The 21,248-nt window shown below is 36.6% G+C and carries 25 protein-coding genes; 17 read left to right on the forward strand and 8 right to left on the reverse strand.

What is annotated here, in order from left to right:
* Positions 1-155: 155 nt before the first annotated feature.
* The 8 genes from ADI76_RS02265 to ADI76_RS02300 all read right to left on the reverse strand — a co-directional run bounded on the left by ADI76_RS02265 (position 156) and on the right by ADI76_RS02300 (position 6,222).
* Positions 156-800 (reverse strand): hypothetical protein, encoded by a 645-nt coding sequence (locus ADI76_RS02265; RefSeq protein WP_021153923.1) that lies wholly within the window; start codon positions 798-800, stop codon positions 156-158.
* Positions 801-1,002: 202 nt separating this feature from the next.
* Entirely contained in the window at positions 1,003-1,689 is a 687-nt protein-coding gene (locus tag ADI76_RS02270) for an XRE family transcriptional regulator (protein WP_049514460.1), read from the reverse strand.
* Positions 1,690-1,697: 8 nt separating this feature from the next.
* On the reverse strand, positions 1,698-2,558 hold the full coding sequence (locus ADI76_RS02275) for an ImmA/IrrE family metallo-endopeptidase (RefSeq protein ID WP_049514463.1): 861 nt from the start codon (positions 2,556-2,558) through the stop codon (positions 1,698-1,700).
* Between the two features lie 120 nt (positions 2,559-2,678).
* Positions 2,679-2,864 (reverse strand): hypothetical protein, encoded by a 186-nt coding sequence (locus ADI76_RS02280; RefSeq protein ID WP_049502660.1) that lies wholly within the window; start codon positions 2,862-2,864, stop codon positions 2,679-2,681.
* Positions 2,845-3,858: a hypothetical protein gene (locus ADI76_RS02285; protein ID WP_049514466.1), complete on the reverse strand. Its 1,014-nt coding sequence runs from the start codon at positions 3,856-3,858 to the stop codon at positions 2,845-2,847. Before ADI76_RS02285 ends, ADI76_RS02280 begins: the two co-directional genes overlap by 20 nt.
* Before the next feature lie 307 nt (positions 3,859-4,165).
* Entirely contained in the window at positions 4,166-5,389 is a 1,224-nt protein-coding gene (locus tag ADI76_RS02290) for a hypothetical protein (protein ID WP_049514467.1), read from the reverse strand.
* A gap of 46 nt (positions 5,390-5,435) precedes the next feature.
* Positions 5,436-5,756, reverse strand: a complete 321-nt coding sequence (locus ADI76_RS11475; RefSeq protein WP_049514468.1) for a hypothetical protein — start codon at positions 5,754-5,756, stop codon at positions 5,436-5,438.
* Positions 5,757-5,883: 127 nt separating this feature from the next.
* Positions 5,884-6,222, reverse strand: coding sequence for a helix-turn-helix domain-containing protein (locus tag ADI76_RS02300; RefSeq protein WP_049514470.1), 339 nt, complete (start codon positions 6,220-6,222; stop codon positions 5,884-5,886).
* 649 nt (positions 6,223-6,871) lie between these two features.
* On the opposite strand from ADI76_RS02300, the gene ADI76_RS02305 reads away from it, so the two are divergent.
* The 17 genes from ADI76_RS02305 (at position 6,872) to ADI76_RS02385 (ending at position 21,035) form a co-directional block, all read left to right on the forward strand.
* Positions 6,872-7,054, forward strand: coding sequence for a hypothetical protein (locus ADI76_RS02305; protein WP_000490640.1), 183 nt, complete (start codon positions 6,872-6,874; stop codon positions 7,052-7,054).
* A gap of 34 nt (positions 7,055-7,088) precedes the next feature.
* Positions 7,089-7,385: a hypothetical protein gene (locus ADI76_RS02310; RefSeq protein WP_049514472.1), complete on the forward strand. Its 297-nt coding sequence runs from the start codon at positions 7,089-7,091 to the stop codon at positions 7,383-7,385.
* Positions 7,386-7,406: 21 nt separating this feature from the next.
* The gene (locus ADI76_RS02315) at positions 7,407-7,868 is read left to right on the forward strand and encodes a hypothetical protein (protein ID WP_045759899.1); all 462 of its coding nucleotides are present in this window, start codon (positions 7,407-7,409) and stop codon (positions 7,866-7,868) included.
* 13 nt (positions 7,869-7,881) lie between these two features.
* Positions 7,882-9,570 carry an FtsK/SpoIIIE domain-containing protein gene (locus tag ADI76_RS02320; protein ID WP_049514474.1) on the forward strand — a complete coding sequence of 563 codons (1,689 nt, stop codon included), beginning with the start codon at positions 7,882-7,884 and terminating at the stop codon, positions 9,568-9,570.
* 207 nt (positions 9,571-9,777) lie between these two features.
* Positions 9,778-11,010 (forward strand): replication initiation factor domain-containing protein, encoded by a 1,233-nt coding sequence (locus tag ADI76_RS02325; protein WP_049514476.1) that lies wholly within the window; start codon positions 9,778-9,780, stop codon positions 11,008-11,010.
* A gap of 14 nt (positions 11,011-11,024) precedes the next feature.
* Positions 11,025-11,258 (forward strand): hypothetical protein, encoded by a 234-nt coding sequence (locus ADI76_RS02330; protein WP_000456042.1) that lies wholly within the window; start codon positions 11,025-11,027, stop codon positions 11,256-11,258.
* A 1-nt stretch (position 11,259) separates the two neighbouring features.
* Entirely contained in the window at positions 11,260-11,817 is a 558-nt protein-coding gene (locus ADI76_RS02335) for a hypothetical protein (RefSeq protein ID WP_049514479.1), read from the forward strand.
* Positions 11,818-11,828: 11 nt separating this feature from the next.
* Entirely contained in the window at positions 11,829-12,824 is a 996-nt protein-coding gene (locus tag ADI76_RS02340) for a conjugal transfer protein (protein ID WP_049514481.1), read from the forward strand.
* A 9-nt stretch (positions 12,825-12,833) separates the two neighbouring features.
* On the forward strand, positions 12,834-13,058 hold the full coding sequence (locus ADI76_RS02345; protein ID WP_003005585.1) for a TcpD family membrane protein: 225 nt from the start codon (positions 12,834-12,836) through the stop codon (positions 13,056-13,058).
* Between the two features lie 2 nt (positions 13,059-13,060).
* Entirely contained in the window at positions 13,061-13,471 is a 411-nt protein-coding gene (locus ADI76_RS02350) for a conjugal transfer protein (protein WP_049503699.1), read from the forward strand.
* Positions 13,472-13,484: 13 nt separating this feature from the next.
* Entirely contained in the window at positions 13,485-15,989 is a 2,505-nt protein-coding gene (locus tag ADI76_RS02355; protein ID WP_049514484.1) for an ATP-binding protein, read from the forward strand.
* Between the two features lie 11 nt (positions 15,990-16,000).
* Entirely contained in the window at positions 16,001-17,884 is a 1,884-nt protein-coding gene (locus ADI76_RS02360) for a conjugal transfer protein (RefSeq protein ID WP_049514487.1), read from the forward strand.
* A gap of 1 nt (position 17,885) precedes the next feature.
* Positions 17,886-18,110 (forward strand): hypothetical protein, encoded by a 225-nt coding sequence (locus ADI76_RS02365; protein ID WP_049514488.1) that lies wholly within the window; start codon positions 17,886-17,888, stop codon positions 18,108-18,110.
* A gap of 16 nt (positions 18,111-18,126) precedes the next feature.
* Entirely contained in the window at positions 18,127-19,239 is a 1,113-nt protein-coding gene (locus ADI76_RS02370) for a CHAP domain-containing protein (RefSeq protein ID WP_049514490.1), read from the forward strand.
* Between the two features lie 16 nt (positions 19,240-19,255).
* Complete coding sequence (locus ADI76_RS02375) at positions 19,256-19,504, forward strand: DUF3173 family protein (RefSeq protein WP_003005186.1); 249 nt, start codon at positions 19,256-19,258, stop codon at positions 19,502-19,504.
* Position 19,505: 1 nt separating this feature from the next.
* Positions 19,506-20,657, forward strand: coding sequence for a site-specific integrase (locus ADI76_RS02380; protein ID WP_049514492.1), 1,152 nt, complete (start codon positions 19,506-19,508; stop codon positions 20,655-20,657).
* A gap of 78 nt (positions 20,658-20,735) precedes the next feature.
* Positions 20,736-21,035, forward strand: coding sequence for a YbaB/EbfC family nucleoid-associated protein (locus ADI76_RS02385; RefSeq protein ID WP_003005613.1), 300 nt, complete (start codon positions 20,736-20,738; stop codon positions 21,033-21,035).
* Positions 21,036-21,248: the final 213 nt, after the last annotated feature.

The raw sequence follows: 21,248 nt of genomic DNA on the forward strand, positions 1-21,248 counted from the left end.
CATATAATAAAGCACTTCAACAATATAATAAGTAGAAATAGAGCGATGAAGTTTTGATTTCTTTCCCAATTTGGCTATAAGAAAACACCCTGAAAGATAGATAGGAAAATCTAACTTTTGGGGTGTTTTCAATTTTAAGAGCGTTGAATATGTCTTTATTTTGTGAGTGAGACACGGAAATCATTGTATTTGCTATAATCAAAGTCTTCATTAAGTCCTGTTACAAATACAATCGGTGTATAATGGCCCTCTTCCAAAATGAAACCGGCTTTTACCTTGGCATTGGCTCCCCCAAGTCCAGCAATACCGGGAAGAAGGGCATCAAAAGCTCCAGGTTCGTCTGTTTCCCAGTAATAGATATTACCAGAAGCTTGAACAGCTTTTGCTCTAGTCGTTGCTGTACGAATTGGGTTCACATCTGCTTGATAAAAGTTTGCTGTCGTAGTAACCGTTCCGTCCGCAGCCACTGTCATTTGGACATCTTTTGCGATTTCAGTTGTACCTGTCCAAGTCCCTACCAGCTCTGCAGGAACCATTTGAGATGAATCTGTAGCTTTGTCACCACTTGTTGTGTTAGACGCTGTGGTTGTCTGACTTGATTGTGTTGTTTCTTCTGAACTAGATTCAGTAGCTTTTGTATTTTTCTTTTTAGAGGACTGATTTGTTTTATTTTGACCAGATTTCATAGAAGTCTGTGTTTCTTTTACAGAAGAACTATTTTCCTCTTTTTTAGAACCACAAGCTACTAGTAGAGTTGCAGAAGTTAAGCCTAAAAGTGCTAAACTTGTCCATTTTTTCATAATTATGATACCTCACCTAAATTCATATTAGCTATTATATTACGATGTTACAGAATGTCAAGTGTTTTTGAAATATTTTTGTAACAATTGTAATTTGTCTAAATATTCAAGAGGTTAGCGCATAGGGTCACAAAGTAAGAGATTTCTATATTCTTTATTACATAGTCATCAGAAATAGAAAATCAACGTACGAAAACTACTATTAGAGTTTCATTGGTACAAAATTACCAACAATAATTCCTACAATTCTAGGATCTTCATCATACGAAAGAAAAATATCTTTATAGTTTGGATTGATAGAAACCAGCCTTAAGCCATGCTCCTCTCGATAAACTCGTTTAATATAGGTCTGGCTATTGCAGACTACGGCATAAACTGCTCCATCATAATCAAACCCTGTTTCACGAATGAGAGCCACAGAACCATTTTGATATTTGGGTTCCATTGAGTCGCCAGAAATCCATGAGGCGAAATCGTGGGCTAGTTCTTCATCAAAATAGACAGTATCATAGTTTTGATCGTTATACACCGATGAACCGATACCAGCAGACATTTGTTCGTAAACATGGTATTCGTATAGTTTTTCTGACATTGAAACAGTGTTCTTATATTTTTCTTTTTGAACTAGGCCTCTGACATAACTAAGTGCATTATTCTTACCTTCATCCGATAAAGTATTATATAGTCGGACGATTTCAAGCTCTGTAAAATAGCCTTTTGGAGCATTTAGAATCTGCTCCAAAAGCTTTATTTTTTCTCTAGATGGTTGTTTTATTCCGCGTTCCCATGCAGAATAGGCTTGGTAGGTAATACCTAATTGATCTGCAATATCTTTTTGAGTCATTTTTAGCTCTTTTCTACGAGCCTTTAGTTTTTCTGGTTGGTACATCATTTCCCTCACATTAATAGTAATTTCAATTCAGCTTTTTGTTTTGCCTCTTTGTCAGTTAGCTTATTTTTATCCCAAACATAAGCTATAGATTTTCCTCTATCATAAATGAGCCATACTTTTAGATTGTCACGGCAAGTCTTTATTGTTTTCCAATTCTCTTGATCTAGAAGTTCTGGATACTCTTGACTAGTTACGAAGCCTCTTTTACTCACTGCTGGATCTATCTTATTGATTAGAGAAGTCTGGTAGTTGTTAAATTCCTTTATAATCTGTTCTTTGATACTGTGAAACAAAAGGAGTAGTGTAGCATTTTGTCCATCAATATAAGCATCGATAGCCTGCTTAATGGTACTTTCTTTTCCAGGATAATATTCTCGTAAAAGATCTAAGAGGCGAAAAAACAGTGCTTGTTTTGAAACATCCAGGCTATTTTGAATATGTTGAAAGGTGTTGCAACTATAATAAATCTTAGACAGCAAAACAATGTCAGGCATTAATACTACAGCAGAGAAAATATTCGCTTCTCGCTCTAGTAGGTTCTCCTGATTATCAATAGATTCAGCAAAATAATTACCTTCATGCTCTAGGATAAAATGTCCTAGCTCATGACACAGAGTAAAATTTTGCTTCACAATGGGATTATCCTTTTCATAAGAAAAACTAATACCTAATTCATCAATAACAGTTAATCCTTCAATCTTGTGATTTGAGAAGTGGTGACTAATCACTTGAATTTGATATTCCTGAATACAATGTTGAAAGAAGTAGTTGAAATTATAATTTAGTAACGAAATATTGTTGTCCTTCATGTACTGATATAACACATGTTTTGTAGACTTACTTATTCTTGTATACAATTCATCCAAAGAATGGTACCTCCTTTAAGTATAAATTACAAAACTAAACCAATTTAGTTGAGTTTATTATATAAAAAAAGTGGATGTGTGTCCACTTTTTTTATATTACGTTAAATATATAAACATAGTCTAATTATTTCTTTTTTTTACCAAAGCTGAAAGTGCTATTCCTCCAAAAGTCAGCAACGCCCCTCCAATTTTATTCCTGTGTTCTCTATAAAATCTTTCGTGCTCTCCACAGAATTTTGCTTTTGGAGAGTATACTTCTTTATTACATCTAAAGTATTTACATGTTTTAACTTTCTCTTCTTTCATTCGTATCTTCCTCTACTAATAATGTTTCTGAATGGTTAACCAATGCATTGATATTTTCTGAAATACTCTGTGTCAAATTTATAAAAGAGCTGCTATTTCCTTTTGTAAAATTATCAATTTTCCAAGCTAAACTTTTTCCATCATATTTAGGCTCAAGCAAAGTTTGTTCGGTAAAAGCTTTGTAGTTACTTAATACGGCTATAACCGACTCATGCTCCTCTAATACTGTATAAGCAACAACATTTAATTGCATTGCAGATGATAGGTAACTAATTGATTGCTGAAGCAGAGTATTTATTCTTTTTGCGTCCCTTGGTTTGGTGTCACGATTGATAAAGTCTAAACTATCTGTGTAAATCGACATCATTAGTTTTGCAATAGTATTATTATTTTCTTTAATTGCTGAAAGAAGTAAATCTTTTTTTAATTGCTCATTTCTGGTTGCTAAGGCCTCTACAATTAGTTGACGCGCACTGAAAAATCCTGAAAATCTATCATTATACTGTCCTTGTTCTACCCGGATAACTAGTTCATTTAAGCTTTCAATTTGTTCTGAAATAGATGTTAGTTGCCCTTGTATTGCAGAAAGCTCAGGAAGATTCCCTAACTCTTTGACAGTCCTTTTTTCTAAGGTTACACTACTTTTAATTTTTCCAGTTTCAGTATCTTTTAATACTGCATAGGTCTCGCCTGTCTTTTTTCGTATACCATAACTCCATTCTCCCGATTTTAACTTTTCTTTTGCAACTTCAGATAATTTTGCAACGTATTCTACATTGTCATTATCATTCTTTTCAACAAGCTTTTTTAAAAATTTAGCTTCGGGAATATGAGTAAATAAATTATTTCTAATCTTATTAGCAATTATTAAAGAGGCTTCTTTTTGCAGTGGAGTCAATGAATATGATTGGAAATCATAGTTGTATAATTCCATTTTTCTGATATCAACTTCAAAATGCTCTATTTTTGGTATTTCAATTTCAAAACTTTCCATACTTTAATCTCCATTTTTGGAACTTTAATTTAAAGTTCTATAGTTTGTATTGTTTTTAGATCTTTAGTAACGATAGCAGTATCAAATCGTAAGTTTTATATCCATCAATTAATCACAAGAACCTTGTTTCTTTTCTAATTCTATTTAAAATGTTTGTAATTTTAAAGAATCACAAATTGTTTATCAAAAACAATATCACTTTTGCGAAGCTTTGTCTCATAAATAGGCGATTATTCAGGATATCTTTCCGATGTTGGATAAGGGGAGTAATGATATTGTATTTTAATTCTTTCTTGTGAGCTTGATGTTAAAGCCCATTCACATTCTTTAATAACCATGATGAAATAGAAATACAAGCATAGATTAGAAAGATAACATAAAGCATATGTATTCTTATCAAGAGACAGAGTACAAAAATAACAACTAAAGAAAGAACAAGTAGCATTAGAACAAAAAGTCCTATCAATGGATATTTAACCCAGTTATTTTGAATTTTATTTATATAATTTACGATAGAAGTAATGGTAGATAAAAAGAGTCCATTATTTGAATAATATATATTTGCACCCTCAAAAAGTATTTCAAAAAGTATTTTTAAATTTTTAAGTTCCTCTTCAGAAATTGAGTTTCCTTCCATATCTTCAACTTTGATCAATGTCCAGGAGTCTATTTTTTTAAAATTAAATTTATATTTATTTTCATTTTTCCAAGTGAGGACTACCTCACCAACTTTGTTTTCATCTTTAAAACAAGTGTTTTGTGACTCTTGTGTTCCCGAGAGAGAAGCAGGAATATGAAGAGCAATTTCATTTTTTAAACGAGTAACACCTATTTTAAACAGAGGAATATTTTTGTCTTCTAGTTGAAAATTTTCGCAATTTGTATTGTTATTAAATTGATTTTCATAGTATCTGGAGAAATCTTCTACAATAGTTCCCATTTGACTTTCTTTTGAGTATTTTATAACATTCGAATCTTTATCCATTCGAATAAAAAAGATCGTCAAAGTTATAAAAATGAGTATTATGAGAAGTAAAGAAACGATATACGTTATTAATCCAATGGATTCTGAGTTCTTATTGAAAAAATCTAATAAATTTTTCCATGGATCAGATGAATTTTCACCATTAATTAAACTAAGTAAATTTCTAAGATGTTCTATAAGATTACCGAAATTTGTGAGCCCAAAGAACACAAGGGAACCGGATATGAAAGTGAAGAATGTATTGTTTTTTTTAGAATTTTTACTTTTATTAACTCGTTTAATTGTATCATAATCAATTTCTTGTTTTTGGCATTCTATGGCCATAGCATTATATATATGAATCAAACCAGGATAATGCCCTGCTCCCTTAAATTTATAGAAATATAATTTGTAATATTTAAAAAATATCTTATCAAATATTTGTATTCTAGGTTCTACATTTGATTCTACATTTTTTTTTCTTTGATAAAAATAGAAAAATATAAATAACATAGTTATTTGAATATACAAACTATTTTCCAAAAATAAACTAATTAAATTTTTCATTATTCTTATTACTTCCTAATTTAAAAGATAAACCTATAAAAATCAATCAACAAGAAAACGACTGACTAATATTATAATTGCTAGTACCTGTTACACTTTCCTCAAGGAGCCCGTTCTTAATATAAAAGTGATCATCTTGCAACATTTGATCGTATATTTTTTGAGCAATATCTTTCTTGTACATCATGACAATATTTCTCATACCATTACTGTTATATTTATCTTCATAATTATCACAGACCTGGCTAATAAGTTTAAAAAGTAGAGAAGAGCATTTTTCATAATCTATCTCTGGTTTATCTCTCAGTAATTCAAGAATTACTTTCTTTGGATTATAGCCATCAAAATCAATTCCATCGCTCGTCAATCGTTGAATATCGGATAAGTCCTCTAAGTTTTGAAGAAGTACTTATTCGTTTATTCTAGAAATAGCATTACCCATAATTTAAATATATTTATGTTTTATTCAAGATAAATCTATTGTTAAATTAAATTTATAATTTCGTATCTCCTTTATTGAAAGCTTTCTTTCTTTCATCCATGAATTCAATCAATTCCTTCTTAAAGATCTTCTTTTCTTCTTCAGTTAGACCTTGTGAATTCATACGAAATAAAAGTTCCACATTATCTAGTTTCTCATCATTTCCCGCAAGGTAGTCCATCGTAACTCCGAAGAAATTCGCAAATTTCTCTAAAGTTTCAGACGATGGCTTTCTTTTACCACTTTCCCATTGCTGATAATTAGGTTGCTTGATACCAAATTCTTCCGCAATTTCCTTTTGTGTCAATCCTTTTTTTAAACGGAGTTCTTTTAATCGTTCTGGAAATCCCATTGCTAATTCCTCAAAAATTTTAAAATATTTTGCAATAATCTCTTGACAATATATTCAACTGAGTATATAATATAAATATATTCGAAAGAGTATATATCTTCTAAAAATAATAACCTTATTTTAGAAGGCTTAGATCATTGACAATTAAATAAAAAGTGCGTCTGACAACCAGAGGACTGACTATCAAACTACACTAAACTTCATACCTTTATTGTAATCTATTTGATGGGTAAAGTCAAGTCCGTTTTATGGTTGAAGTGAAGATAGAAAACATTTTTGTGGGCTTCCACGCATTTCGGACTTTCGCACTTTTCCGAATAGTAAAGTGAACTGGCTTCGCCAAAGGGCGTAAGAGAATCTTAAGGGTATGATAATGACTCCCCAATGAGATTGGCTGGGAAAGCGATGGTAATTGACGCAAAGCACCTTGCTAAACGTTGCCACCGTGGAAAGAGGGATCTTTCCAACCAAATAACTTTTCTTTACTGCTGTCTATCTAATTAGATAGACCTACTCTCAAGCTACTAAGTTCTTTCCTTTTTTCACTTAGTAGCTTTTTTACTTATTACAATAAAGGAGAAAAATATGACAAACTTTTTTCGCACTACAATGTAAACGACTCTATGATAACTATGAATTCACCTATGGCATGTTTAGCGAATCTGATAAACTACAAGCTAAACTCTATGCTCAAGCTCAAATTGATTTAGACCATCTCGCAGATGATGCTCGTAGAAATGGCTATGCTCATGGGGATATTCAATTCTATAGTCGTATGTTTAAACGCAAACTTTTTACACACTATTACTCAAGAGTGAAGCAACTAGCTTAACTCTTTTTATTTTACACTCAGAAAGGAAATACTTATGATCTCAGAAACACTTAAAATGAAACCAGAATTTATTGGCCCTGCTTACTACGAACGTTTAGGAGATGCTCCTAAATTTATTTTTGGAAAAGAAGGCAAATACCAACGTCACATCCTAAACAGCGCAGAGCACGGTGCCTTTCATGTCATCACACCAGCTTCTACAACGGTCATTCCAGAAGATGCTCTAGTAGAAACTGTTAACCCAATCTTTTTCCCAGATACTGCTCTAAATGGCAATACTGTTGCACCTTATCTCAATGTCTTTGCGGAAAAATTGGTACTTAAAAAATAAGAATTAAAAGGAGAAAATCACATGGCTAAAATTGGATTAAACTACGGAGAAAAACTACAAATCGCTGACAAGACTTATCGTGTCATTACAGATGGACTAGATGTCCCAGCTGTCCTTGGGAAACTGACTTTCCGAGGCATTGAAGGTCCTGATATCATCTTTGAAGTGGATCGTTCACAACGAAATCCTGATGGATCATTTGTACAAGTCAATACAGGTGAGATCCGTGGAATTGTCGTAGGAATTCATTCTTCTGTCCAGCATGAAACCCTCTTTTTCACGATCGCAGATATGTCTGAGTCTGAAATTGAAGATCTAGGTATTAAATACCGAGAAGAGGTTGAACTAGAAGATATTGTTATCACGCATACCCACGTCAATCGTAATGATATCTATAAGCTCTTTGCTTCTAAAATCAAGAAAAAAGCTGGAGGTACACCAACTAAAGAAAACAAACCTGTAGAAAATAAGAAGGAAAACTAGGAGGTGATGCACCATGAAACTCTTTACCTATCGAGGGAAAAGAGTTCACGCTTTTCATCGTAAACTAAAGGGAATCACATGGTTTATCTGGTGGTTTCCTTTTTTGTTGGCTATTAGTTTCTACAGCTACTTACATTTAGAAGAATTAAAAGTCCATCCCTTACCCCAAGGATATTTTCTAGGAGCTGGATTTCTCTTTTCTTTGATCTTCTCTTGGTTTATCAATCGAGTTTGCTACAGGAAGATGCTCTTTTTTCAAAAGCTAAACAGTCTTCGAATTCTTTCTCGCTTTTTGCTCGAGAATAACCTTTATCTCGTTAAAAAGGTTAAACGTGAAAACAAGATCATTGAAAAAATCACTTTACCACAAGTATATATCAAACAGTCTCACTACAAGATTGAGGTGAGTCTTATTCTTGAAGGTAATAAATTTCAAGATCGCTTTTTAAACCTTGGAGCTACGCTTGAAGTCATGTTTAACGGGGACTTTCGTAATAAAACCTTTGATAATCGCTTTATAAAATATGAAATTGCTATTAACCGAATTGATAGCAGAATCACCATCGATGAAGTGAAAGTCAAGGGATCCAAACTCCAGCTCATGAAAGATATATCCTGGGATTATATCGAAGAACCTCATCTTCTCATTGGTGGTGGAACAGGGGGAGGAAAAACCGTTGTTCTAATGACCATTATCTACGCTCTAGCTAAAAATGGCTTTGTTGATATCTGTGATCCAAAGAATTCGGACCTTGCTGGATTAAAGAAAATTCCGGTCTTTCATGGTCGGGTTTACACTAGTAAGGAAGATATCATCAACTGTTTTAAAGAGAATGTAGAGTTCATGGAAAAACGCTATGAACGGATGTCTACTTCGCCAAAATTTCAAGCTGGAAAGAACTTTACTCACTATGACATGAAACCAAAATTTATTCTTGTGGATGAGTGGGCAGCTCTTATGGCCAAGATTGATCGTGACTATAGCCAACAGTCCGAACTGATGGAATATCTCTCACAGTTAGTTCTAGAAGGTCGACAAGCTGGAGTCTTTATCATCTTTGCTATGCAACGGCCCGATGGGGAATTTATCAAAACGGCTCTTCGGGATAACTTTATGAAGCGTCTCTCCGTCGGTCATTTAGAATCAACAGGCTATGACATGATGTTTGGAGATGCGAATAAAACCAAAGAGTTCAAAAAGCTGGATGAAATCAATGGAGTCAAGGTCAAAGGACGGGGTTATATCGCAAATAATGGTGAGTTGGCTGGTGAGTTTTTCTCTCCTTATGTACCGCTTGATCAAGGCTTTTCATTCTACGATGCCTACTCTAACATTCCGATTATGGAGTTTGAAGGAGAAGAATTCTCAGTGTTTGAAGAATACAAACCACTAGTTGAAGTAGTCGATCCCGTAGAGGAAGAGGAGACTATAGAAAACGAACCAAACAAACGACCACTCAAGGAATTTGCGGACGAACAAAATCTTAAAATGCCAACCTTACGCAAGATTATCTATCTCTTAACAGAACAAGGGATCATCTTTGAGCGGACTGTATCCGCTATTCTAGTGGATCCTTTTCAAGAAAAACTTCTTCTTGAAATCCTCGCTCAATTTGAAGAGGGAGGACGCAGGTCTTATCCAAAAGCAGTTGAAGCGACGATTGTTCATCATGGGCTAGGACAAGGGCAAGGGCAAGCCTGACCGCAGGTCAGGCGCAGACCGTAGCCCGAAGTTTCTAGGCCATGATGAAACTTCAACCCCCGTTTTCTAATAGGGGGGTTACATTTGGCAAAAACGCCAAGTCCACCCCTCCTCATTCCTTATGGGAGTTGGGTTTTCAATTTTTATGAAGTGTGTCACTTTCGTCAAAAAAGTGTGTCACTTCGTTAGAAAGAGGTGTTGCGATGAATGGACAAAATTAGTCCTTTTCATATTAAGAATTTCAGAAAACAAACAGGACTTAGTCAAAAAGCATTTGCACAAGCTGTTGATCTCCCTACAAGAACCTATCGCTCTTATGAAACAGGCGAAAGAGGACTGACGATTGATAAGTTTAGAGAACTAAAAGAAAGACTTGGTTACTATCAAGATTGCGATAAAAACAGTCTTCGGGCTCAAATCGACTATCTACGATTGACCTTTCCTCGATTAAAAGATTTAGATGCTTTCTGTGAAAACTTTCTTCACTGCCACCTAAGTGAATTTACAGACCAAGAAACTCGTCTTATGAACTATACCCACTTGTGGCAACGAGGAAACATCTGGATTTTTGATTTCTTTGATAAGTCTGTGACCAATGATTACCAAACTTGTCTTCAACTATCCGGGCAAGGATGCCGTGAGCTGGAATTGCTTCTAGAAGACAAGGGGATCACTTGGCAGATCTTTCTTCAAAACATTCTTTATTCCTATGAAGACGTTCGGGTGAAGCGACTCGATATTGCTCTAGATGAACTCTATAAGGGTTATGGTCACGAGGACGAACAAATTCAAATTCCCAAATTGATTGATAAACTCTATTCCAAAGAGATTGTTCTAGACACGATCAAGAAATGGAATATCACAGGTGGTGGATCTTTCACAGATAATGAAGACATGGAAGCGAATCACGGCTTGTCCATTTACTTTGGAAGTCGTCAAAGTCAACTCTACTTCAACTTTTATGAAAAACGCTATGAAATAGCTCGAATGGAAAACATCTCCTTGGACGAATCCTTGGAGATTTTTGGTATCTGGAATCGCTATGAATTGCGGTTTTCAGATCAGAAAGCTCAAGGTATTGTGGAGGAATACATCAATGGTGTAGATCTCGGAGAAATCGCTAGAGGCATCATCAATAAAGAAATCCAAGTCTATGATGGTCTCACTCGATTTGGAGCCTACAAACCCGATGAAAAATGGCAACGGCTCTTTGGAGGTGTCGAACCCTTAAAGCTCTCCACCAACCCACAGCCTTACAGTATTGAGCGAACGATTCGCTGGCTAACCTATCAAGTTGCTAACTCTCTTGCACTAGTCACTGAAGCAGACAAGATCCTGCAAACAGAATACATGAAGATGATTCAGAACAGCGGAGAGATCACTGATCGAGGAAAAGCCATGTTACGACTTCTCAAAGCCAATAAACACTATGAACACTAGAAAGGAAAAACGATATGGAATACAAAGTTCAAATCAATTCACTAGAAAACTTTAAAGCTTGGTCTGGTGGACTAACCACCTTGAACACTGTCCGTGAACGTGGTGGAGTGGATACTCTAACCGTCATTTGTGAAGATATCTTCTCAGGTGATACACCAACAGAAGGACAAATCAATGACTGGCTCTGGTTTGATTCAGATTTTATCTACCAAGCTCTAGGTTACGATGATCTGCTTGAGGCTTCTTGAGATGCTGAAGAAGATTTATCAAGCAGATTTTCTGCTTCTTCCAGAACAAGAATTCTGGCATATGTACGTTCTCTTACGAAAAGGAAAGGACTTCTACTATGAATGCGCTGGAAGATCTACCGAAAAACCACCAGATGCGAAAGGTTTCTATGACTATGAACATGCCTGTTTCACGCTAGATGGTCAAGTGTTGAGCGTAAATAAAAAAATGCGCCCCTCACTCATTACTTATATCCAAAAGACCATCAAAGATAATCAAGAAAAATTTAGAAAGGAAATTGAAATGGCTACTAAAACTATTTTTGAAAAGAAAGTCTCTCAAGTCACGAATGAACTGGGAGAATTACTTAAAAAGAAAGATCACAAAGAGGCTTGGACCAAGGCTGGAGAATTAAATAGTCTCCTTAAAAAAGAAGAAGCCAAAGACCTAAAACCTGACCTGATCGAACAACTCCAAACTGAGCTACGAGGCTACTATTACATTAATGGCGAGATCGAAAAAGCCAATAAGCGCCTCTATGCAAAAGGCTCAAAGCTCATTGAACTCGCTACTCTCTAAAAGGAGGATCTATGGATAAAGCCAAACGCTACTTGCTTCAAGCAAAAGAATATCTCTCACACTTTAAAAAGGTGGAGAAAAAAGGAGGCCCTCCAAAACTAAAAGTCACCAATAAAAAGACCGTCAATATTGCAGTCATAGGAGGAATTTCTTTCCTCCTTTTTGTTGGACTCATGGGATCTATCCGTGCTATCACACTCTCAAATAAGGTAGGTACACTACAAGCTCAAGTGGAGGCTACTAAAAAACAAAAAGCACAGCCAATGGAGTCTAGTAGAAAATACGACTACAAACTCCAATATTACCTGAATGATTATGTCTACGCTTATTTCACCCTTCCACAGGAAGGAGATAAACAACAAGCTCAAGTGGAATACTTAAATAGCTTTTACAACTTCATTCCTGATGTGAAAGCCCAAGGTCAAGTTCGAATTCCTAGTGAACTTCTCTATTCTCAGTTAGTGACTGTAGAAGGAAAGGTTGCGACCTATAAGATCAAATACAAGGAAACGATCCGTCGGGATAATAACACGGAAGAAAAAGAAATTGTGACAGGTTTCAATATTCCATTTGATGAAAAAGATGGGAAATACTATATCTCCGGTCTTCCTTGGTTTTCTGCTATTGAATCCTCACAAGCTGGACACTTTAGTGAAGACGATCAGCTCCAACTAATCGCTAATGATCACTTTTCAGATACTCAGCGTAAAAAAGTTGAAAAGTTCCTCAAAGTCTTCTTTACCAACTATACTACTAACCAAGATAACCTTAATCTGATTGCTAAGGATGTGGATATTATAGCCAATACCACCTTCAAGACAATTGATTATACCTATCTAAAAAAAGACGGTCAAAATCTAATCGCTTATGTTCAAGCAACCTTTGAGGTCGGAGGGACCACTCACTCAGAAAACTTCACCTTTACCCTCTCAGAAAAAGAAAAGACCTACTATGTCACAAAACTAGAACACACCATTCCACTAAATTATGCAAATGATAAAGAATAGGAGAACTCTATGAATACAGACAATCTACGAACCTTCCTCCAGGGCGACGGAATTTGGATCCTGACAGCTATTGCCGTGCTCTTAGCGATCAAGGCTTGGCGGAACAGCTCTTGGCTTCAACTCTTCTCAGTCGTTGGTTTCTATGCCGTCATTGTTTCGATTGCGAAAGGACAAGATATACTAAAAGCAGTCGGCTGGTTCCTGCGACTCTTCGGTATTGAATCAGGACTCTAAGTATGAATGAAGAAAGACTGTATGATTACAGTAAGGGCCTAAATGCTCCTTATTGGATCCAAGAAATCAAGACAAAAAAGGGCACTCGACTATGGTACTTTGCGACACCGATGCAGTTGTCCTTTTTCATTGTCTTTATTATCGTTTTTGTGGCCATGTTACTCTTTGGAGGGTTTATCTTTGTGCCACTCGCAAAAATCACTCACTCAATTTCTCTCTTGCTCTATTGGTATCTCCCTTACAAATTGGCCAAATTTTATACTGAATACGAGCCTCACGGTAAAAAGATGCACGTCTTTATTGGAGATTACCTGATTTACTTCTGGGATTTTAAGATCAATAAAAAAGCTATCTACCATGAAGATCGGATAGAGCCTGTAGAAGAAATTGTCTTTGAAAAAACAAATCTATAGAAAAGGAGGACCTATGAGTATTACTTTAACTTATCCTATTAGGGAAACACATGAAAATCTAGCTCTCAAAAAAGATCAAACAGTCATTGCTTATTATCGTATTCCAAACACTCCCATCACCATTACGGATGATGAGAAAAAGGGCAAACATAAAATTACGGTTGCTCAAATGATGAAGAAGCTCCAGAAAAATAAGTTCTTTGAAATATCTCTGATCCCTAAAGATTATCTCTTAGAAGAGAAAATGCGGGACTTCTCAGATGCTCTAGCAGATGACAGTCGTGAACTAGGAGAAGAACTGCTTCTTTACACAGTGGATCGTCTAACAGATGAAATGGAAATCCCTTATCAGTTTGATTGGGTCGTGGGAGTGACCTTACGCAAACAAAATCATGGAGCTACCGTCAAAGACTTGGCCTATGAGAGCTTTAATGAGTTTACTGAAAAAATCGCAAAAGGTCTGGGCTATGAATATGAATTAAGTCCCACTTGGTATGAAGACTATAAAAGTGATGAATTCACTATTTTCCAAGCCTTCTCTGTCCTTCGGGCAAAACGGTTATCTAATGAAGAACTCTTTTATTACCAGCGGATGCAATACCTCCGCTATATCCCTCACTACAAGAAGGAGGTACTGGCCAATCGTGCTCAATTCAATATCACTGATACCTTGATCAAAGTCTTAAAAGGTGGCTTCCTCAAGCTAGAAAGCCCTTATGGATCCTCTTTTGTGACGATTCTTCCTGTAGGTAAATTTCCTGTTCAATTCAACGGTTTTCATCTTGGCGAATTTATCCAACGTTTGAACTTTCCCGTAGAGCTACGAATCAAGGCAGAATTTATTGATACTGGTAAAATCAAGGGGCGAATGGGACGCTCGAATACACGTTACAGAAACATCATGGAAGAGGCAGAAAATACTGATACTGTCCAACAAGACGAGATCATCATGGGCTCTATCTCCCTAAAGGACTTAATGAAGAAAGTCGGAAACAAGGAAGATATCATCGAATATGGAGCCTATCTGATTGTCTCTGCTTCTAGTGTGAACCAACTCCGTCAAAGACGGCAAGTGGTTTTGAACTACTTTGATGATATGGGCGTTGAAATCAGTGAGGCCTCTCAAGACGGACCTTATCTCTTTCAAGCCCTGCTCTATGGAGAAAACCTCCAAAAGAAAACTCGCACTTGGACACATATGGTCACAGCTCGTGGATTTTCAGAGCTCATGCCCTTCACCAATACCTCTTCTGGAAACCGTATCGGTTGGTATATCGGCCGAGTAGATAACTGGACAGGGCGTTGGGACAATATTGAGAAAGCTATTGATTCCTCAAAGAATATTGTACTCTACAATGCGACAGTGGGAAATAAAGAAGATATCGCTGGAAAGATTACCAAGAACCCGCACATCATTATTACGGGCGCAACAGGACAAGGAAAGTCTTTCCTCGCTCAGATCATCTTTTTAAGTGTGGCTTTACAGAATGTTAAGACACTCTACATTGACCCCAAACGTGAACTCAGAAATCACTATCAAGAAGTGATCAACTCACCTGAATTTGCACGTCTCTATCCTGAACGCAAGAAACAGATTGAGAACTTTAACTTTGTGACACTGGATAGCTCACTTCCATCAAACCACGGAGTCTTAGATCCTATTGTTGTTCTAGATAAAGAACAAGCTGTAGAGGTTGCCAAAAATATGCTCGAGTTTCTACTACAAGCAGTGGATGATGTCACGATGGATCAGAAAACAGCTATCACAGAAGCTATTAATGCGATTGTAGAAAAACGGGTCACTGGTGAGAAGGTCGGATTTAAACACGTCCTAAAAGTACTTAGAGAATCCACTTCCTCTGAAATTGCTTCGGTTGGTCGTTATCTGACTTCAATTGTCACAAACTCTATCTTGGAACTAGCCTTTTCAGATGGAACCTCTCAAGGACTTAACTACGAGTCACGAGTGACCATCCTAGAGGTTAATAACCTCAAACTACCAAAGGACGATTCCACAAAAATTTCAGATCATGAACGCAATTCTATTGCCCTCATGTTTGCGCTGGGTGCCTTCTGTACCCACTTTGGAGAACGAAATGAAAATGAAGATACCATTGAGTTCTTTGATGAAGCCTGGATTCTTATGAAGTCCGCAGAAGGAAAAGCCGTTATCAAAAATATGCGTCGGATTGGGCGCTCCAAAAATAATACCTTGGCACTGATTACTCAATCTGTACATGATGCAGAAAATGATGATGATACAACGGGATTTGGGACTATCTTTGCTTTTTATGAAAAGTCTGAACGAGAAGATATCTTGAAACACGTCAATCTTGAAGTCACTGAAAGCAATCTCGAATGGATTGATAATATGATCTCTGGCCAATGCCTGTACTATGACGTCTATGGCAATCTCAATATGATTTCCGTACACAACATCTTTGAAGATATTGATATGCTTCTAAAACCAATGAAAGCTACGGTATCATCAAGCCTTGAAAATAAATACGCTAGTTAGGAGGTGAATCCATGCAAGAAGCTTTTGACAAATTAAGAGGAGTCGATATCTTCTCTCTCAAGTCCTACATGGAGCCGACTGGGTTCGCTTCCTTTAATGGGGCTTGGGTACTGATTAATGAGCTTTTCGTCAACTTCTTCTTTTTCATTCTAAACGCAGTGGTGGGCTTCTTTTCTTTGCTGATTCGAATTCTTGAAAAGATTGATCTCTACTCCAACTACAAGAACTATGTATTTAATGGAGCGATGAATATCTGGAAAGAATTCATTGGTTCAAGCTCTGGTGGAGTCGCAAAACAATCACTCGTTTCAATGTTGCTTCTGATTCTAGCTTTCTATCTCTTTTATCAGTTTTTCTTTTCTAAGGGGGCTTTTTCAAGAACTCTCCTTCATGTCTTTCTAGTTCTCATCCTTGGCTTTGGTTATTTTGGGACAATTGCTGGAACTTCAGGTGGTCTGTATCTACTAGATACCATTAACCATGTTTCCCAAGATGTCACTAAAAATATCACAAATATCAAGGTGGAGTATGGCAATAATAAATCCATTAAAATTGGCGATTCCATGGCAGATAGCTATATTGCAGAAACCTCTTATAAAGCATATGTCTTTGTCAATACAGGTCAAGAAAATGGAAAATATAAGAATAGCCAAGATGGGAAACAAGAGACTTTTGACGATAGTAAGGTACTAGGAACAGGCGATAAGAATGGAAACTTTAAAGCAGTTAAGTCTAAAGATCGCAATAAATATCTAGATGAACTAGGAAATGGAGCCAATGATGATGGTGAAAAGAACCGTTGGGTTTCAGCTATGCCAGATTTCATCTTTACTCGTATGTTTTATGTGATCTTTAAAATTTGTGAAGCCTTTGTATTAGCGATACCGGTAATTTTGATCCAAATGTTAAACGTCATTGCTCAAACTCTTGTCTTGATGATGATTCTGCTCTTTCCAATTGTGCTACTAATGTCCTTTGTACCAAGAATGCAGGATTTGATTTTCGGAGTTCTGAAAGTCATGTTTGGTGGACTGCTTTTCCCAGCTATCACGAGTCTATTAACTCTATTAGTCTTCTACATTGAGAAAATGATAGAAAATATCGTCATTACTGGCTTTGATGGTATCCTTAAAACTCTTCCATCCCTGATCATCTTTGGCCTTGTCTTTAAACTACTCATCTCAGTTGTTTCAAAAGGACTTGTATATTTCCTTCTATGGAAATACAAAGCTGAGCTGATCCAATTCATTCTTGGATCTAAAGCACGTATGGTTGCGAGTGATATTGGAAACAAAGTTGAAAAAGGGGTCACTAAGACTAGAGAGGTGGCCTCACAAGTACCATCTAAAAGTCTTTCATCTGCTCAACACCTTGGGAACTTTGCCCTAGCAGGTGCTGGTTTTGGAGCTGGAATGATGATGAATGCCAAAAGTCACTTCCAAAATGTTGGTTCTTTCTTTACCAATAAGGAATCAGAGCACCAACCCGATGAAGTGCTCCAAACGGAAACACCTGAGATACCAACCAGTCCAGATACCCCTGAACCAAACATTCCGAAAACAAAGGCAATTCCTGAGAAGGTTAAACCAGTTGAAGAAAAAATACCAACTCCTTCAATGAGATCCCCAATTACAGTGGATCAAACACCAAATTCAAACGAGGAATTCCAAACTCTTAAAGAAGAATGGATTTCTCCATTTAAACAACTCCGCATTAATAGTATTGAGCACAAATTAGAGGAATATAAAGATCCTCAAGCTATGTACAAAGCCCAAGGATCGAATGCTTTCACTCGTGCTTACAGAAAGACCATGACACGAGATGATAAATTGAGAGCCAATATTGAACGAAGAGACCGATTAACAGAACGCTTAAAACAACTCAGAGGAGAATGATATGAATACCAAAATACGCTCAAGAACTTCTTTTCCAAGAGTTCTTGAAGAAACTCTTTATCAGGCCTACCAAGAAGGAAAACGATCAGTCGATTTCCTTCTTTTATTTCCAGTCTCAGAACAAGAGCGGGACCAAATCATCTTACAGGCCAAGTCCTATTCAGTCGTTTTAGATGCTAAATGGCGTTTTGGGACTGTCTTGTTCACTGCTTATATAAGATATTAACTAGAAAGGAGATTCGATGAAAAAACTAAAATGGTTTCTATTAGCTGGTCTCATTCCTCTCTTTCTTCCAGTCCTCATTATTATTATCCTTATGGGAGCTGTCGGAGGTGGAGGAACAAATGGCTCAACCCAATCCCAAAATGGAGTGACTTATGCGGAGCACTGGTCAGATGGAGATCCCTATACTCATAACCTACTTGTTCATCGCTTCGGTATCACAGCAGAGCAATTAGACGGCTTTTTAGATACGTTAGGAATCTCCTATGATAAGAACCGAATTAATGGGAAAAAGCTCCTCGAATGGGAAGCTAAATCTAATCTTGATGTCCGTGGAATCGTTGCAATCGCACTGAATGAAAGTTCCCTTGGAACTGCTGGGGTAGCCACTAATCCTGGAGCCAATATGTTTGGTTTTGGAGCCTATGACTCCAATCCAGAATATGCCAATAACTTTAATGATGAGATTGCTGTTGTTGGACTAACCCAACAAACCATCATTGGGAATAAAAACCAAACCTTCAAAATTCAAGATGACAAGGCTAAAAAGTTTGCGAATGGAACGCTCAATCCAGCAACTGATGGTGGAGTCTATTTTACAGATACTACAGGATCGGGAAAAAGACGTGCAGAAACCATGCAAAAACTGGATGCCTTCATTGATGAACATGGAGGAACACCAAAAGCACCTGAACAAACGACAGGAAAAACTAGAGATGGTGGAGGAGTCACTTCAAATGATATACCGGTAGGTTATAGTCTGACAACAGCTATTGATACCACAGGATATATCACTAGTACCTATCCTTGGGGACAATGTACCTGGTATGTCTTCAACCGTGGAAAACAAGTCGGAGTTAACTTTGATCCATTTATGGGAAATGGTGGTCAATGGATGAATAAGCCAGGATTCACAACAACCCATACACCAACAGAACACTCTGCACTATCATTTAGCCCTGGACAAGCTGGAGCTGATCCAATATACGGACATGTTTCATTTGTGGAGCAAGTCAAATCAGATGGTTCAATTCTTGTCTCAGAGTGTAATGTAAAAGGGTTAGGGATCATTAGTTACCGTACTTTTGATGCAGAAACTGCCAAACAATTTACCTATGTAATAGGACATTAGAAAGGAATAGATATAGATGATTCAAGTTGTAGATAAAAATGATTTAATGGAATTGATTGGATATTCTGAAACACAAGCTAGTAAATTAATACGAAAGGCTAAAAGCCAGCTTGTACAAGAAGGATTTGAATGGTATAAGAACAAGCGTATTGGACGTGTACCGATTATTACAGTTGAATCCATTCTTGGTTTTCAAATACAATTAAAAAATGATATAATTGAGGGGAACCTTCAAAGCGCTGTCATGACTGAAGGAGAAAAATAGCATGGCGGTAATAAAACAGGACGATGGACTGTGGCTAGTTGATATTAGTGATGGTAAAAGTTCCTTAACTGGCAAACGTATACGACATCGCAAATCTAATTTTTTAACAAAAAAAGAAGCAGAGGAATATGAGGCTTATTACCGTATCCATAAGTTAAATCAGATACAGAATACACAAAAACTCACCATTTCCTCTCTTTATGTAATGTTAAAAGAAGAAGATGAGCTTCGTGGAAATAAAAGAGGTACAGTAGATACCCAGAACTCATACTATACCCAATATGTATCGCGATTCTTTGAAAATGCTGATATGTCTTCAGTTACCATTCAAGATGTAAAAAAATATCGAGATTGGTTAATTGAACAGCCTAGTGTAAAAGGTGGCACACTTACAGCGACGCATATTAACCAACAAATGATTTTTGTTCATAAGTTGTTTGATATCGCTATTTCAAAAGGTTTTAGACAGGATAATCCATGTGATGCTATTCGGAAACTTCCAGAAAAGCATAAAGAGATGTCTTATTATACTCCTGAACAATTCAAGGAGTTTGAGTCATATTTCGAAGAAAGTGAATATCCTTTTAAACTTCTATATCGTGTACTTATGTTTACGGGAATTCGTATGGGAGAGGCACTTGCCTTAACTTGGAGAGATGTTTTTCTTGACGAGGGATATATTAAGATCCGTAAGTCAGCCTATTATCGCAATGGAAAAACACATATTGGATCTGTAAAGACAACTCAATCAAACAGAGAAATCTACATCCATAAAGCTTTTGTGGATGAGTTGAGAACTTGGAAATCAGTTCAAAGTCAGAAGCTGTCTAAGTTAACTGATTCAACAGATGATTTACAAATTTTCCAATTTTCAGGGGAACCTATGACTGCTCCAAATGTCTCTAACTTTAGAGCATCATTCAAGAAACGATTGCCAAAAGACTTCAAATTGATTCGAAACCATGATTTTAGACATTCACATGTGGCCTTTTTAATTAATCAGGGATTGAGGAGAGGAGAAGGAAAGGATTATATCTTTTTCACTCTAATGAAACGACTAGGACATAGTTCTATCAATACAACAATAAATATCTACTCACATTTGTTCCCATCGCAACAAAAAGAGGTCGCTAACGCATTTGACGATTTTTAGAAAAATGGGCAGAAGTGGGCAGTGAAAATTAAGCAATAGGGTCTAAACCCTTGATACGAAAGGAATCTAGAAAACATTATGATGAATATGCAAAATATGATGAAGCAAGCTCAAAAATTGCAAAAGCAAATGGAGCAAAGCCAAGCGGAATTAGCCGCAACTCAATTTGTAGGGAAATCTGCTCAGGATTTGGTTGTTGCAACTCTTACAGGTGATAAGAAGGTTGTTTCCATTGATTTCAATGCTGCAGTGGTCGACCCAGAAGATACAGAAACGCTTTCTGATATGACGGTGCAAGCCATCAATGCTGCCATTGAAGAAATTGATGCTGCAACCAAGAAAAAACTCGGTGCTTTCGCAGGGAAATTACCATTTTAAGCTAAGGAAGTTTTCATTAACTCAAAAGAGGCTCAGTTTTGAGCCTTTTTCAGATTGAAGACAAAGTCATATTAAAAACTTTCCTTGGGTGAGTACGGACGTTAGGTGAAATTATCCAGTGGATGATTTCAGCAATCCAGGAAGTTCCAAGACTAATTATTGAGCCTAAGGTCTCAATAATTCCGAGTGCCTGAAACGTTATTGTTTCAGGCA

Source organism: Streptococcus parasanguinis (assembly GCF_001074805.1).
Classification (GTDB): domain Bacteria; phylum Bacillota; class Bacilli; order Lactobacillales; family Streptococcaceae; genus Streptococcus; species Streptococcus parasanguinis_A.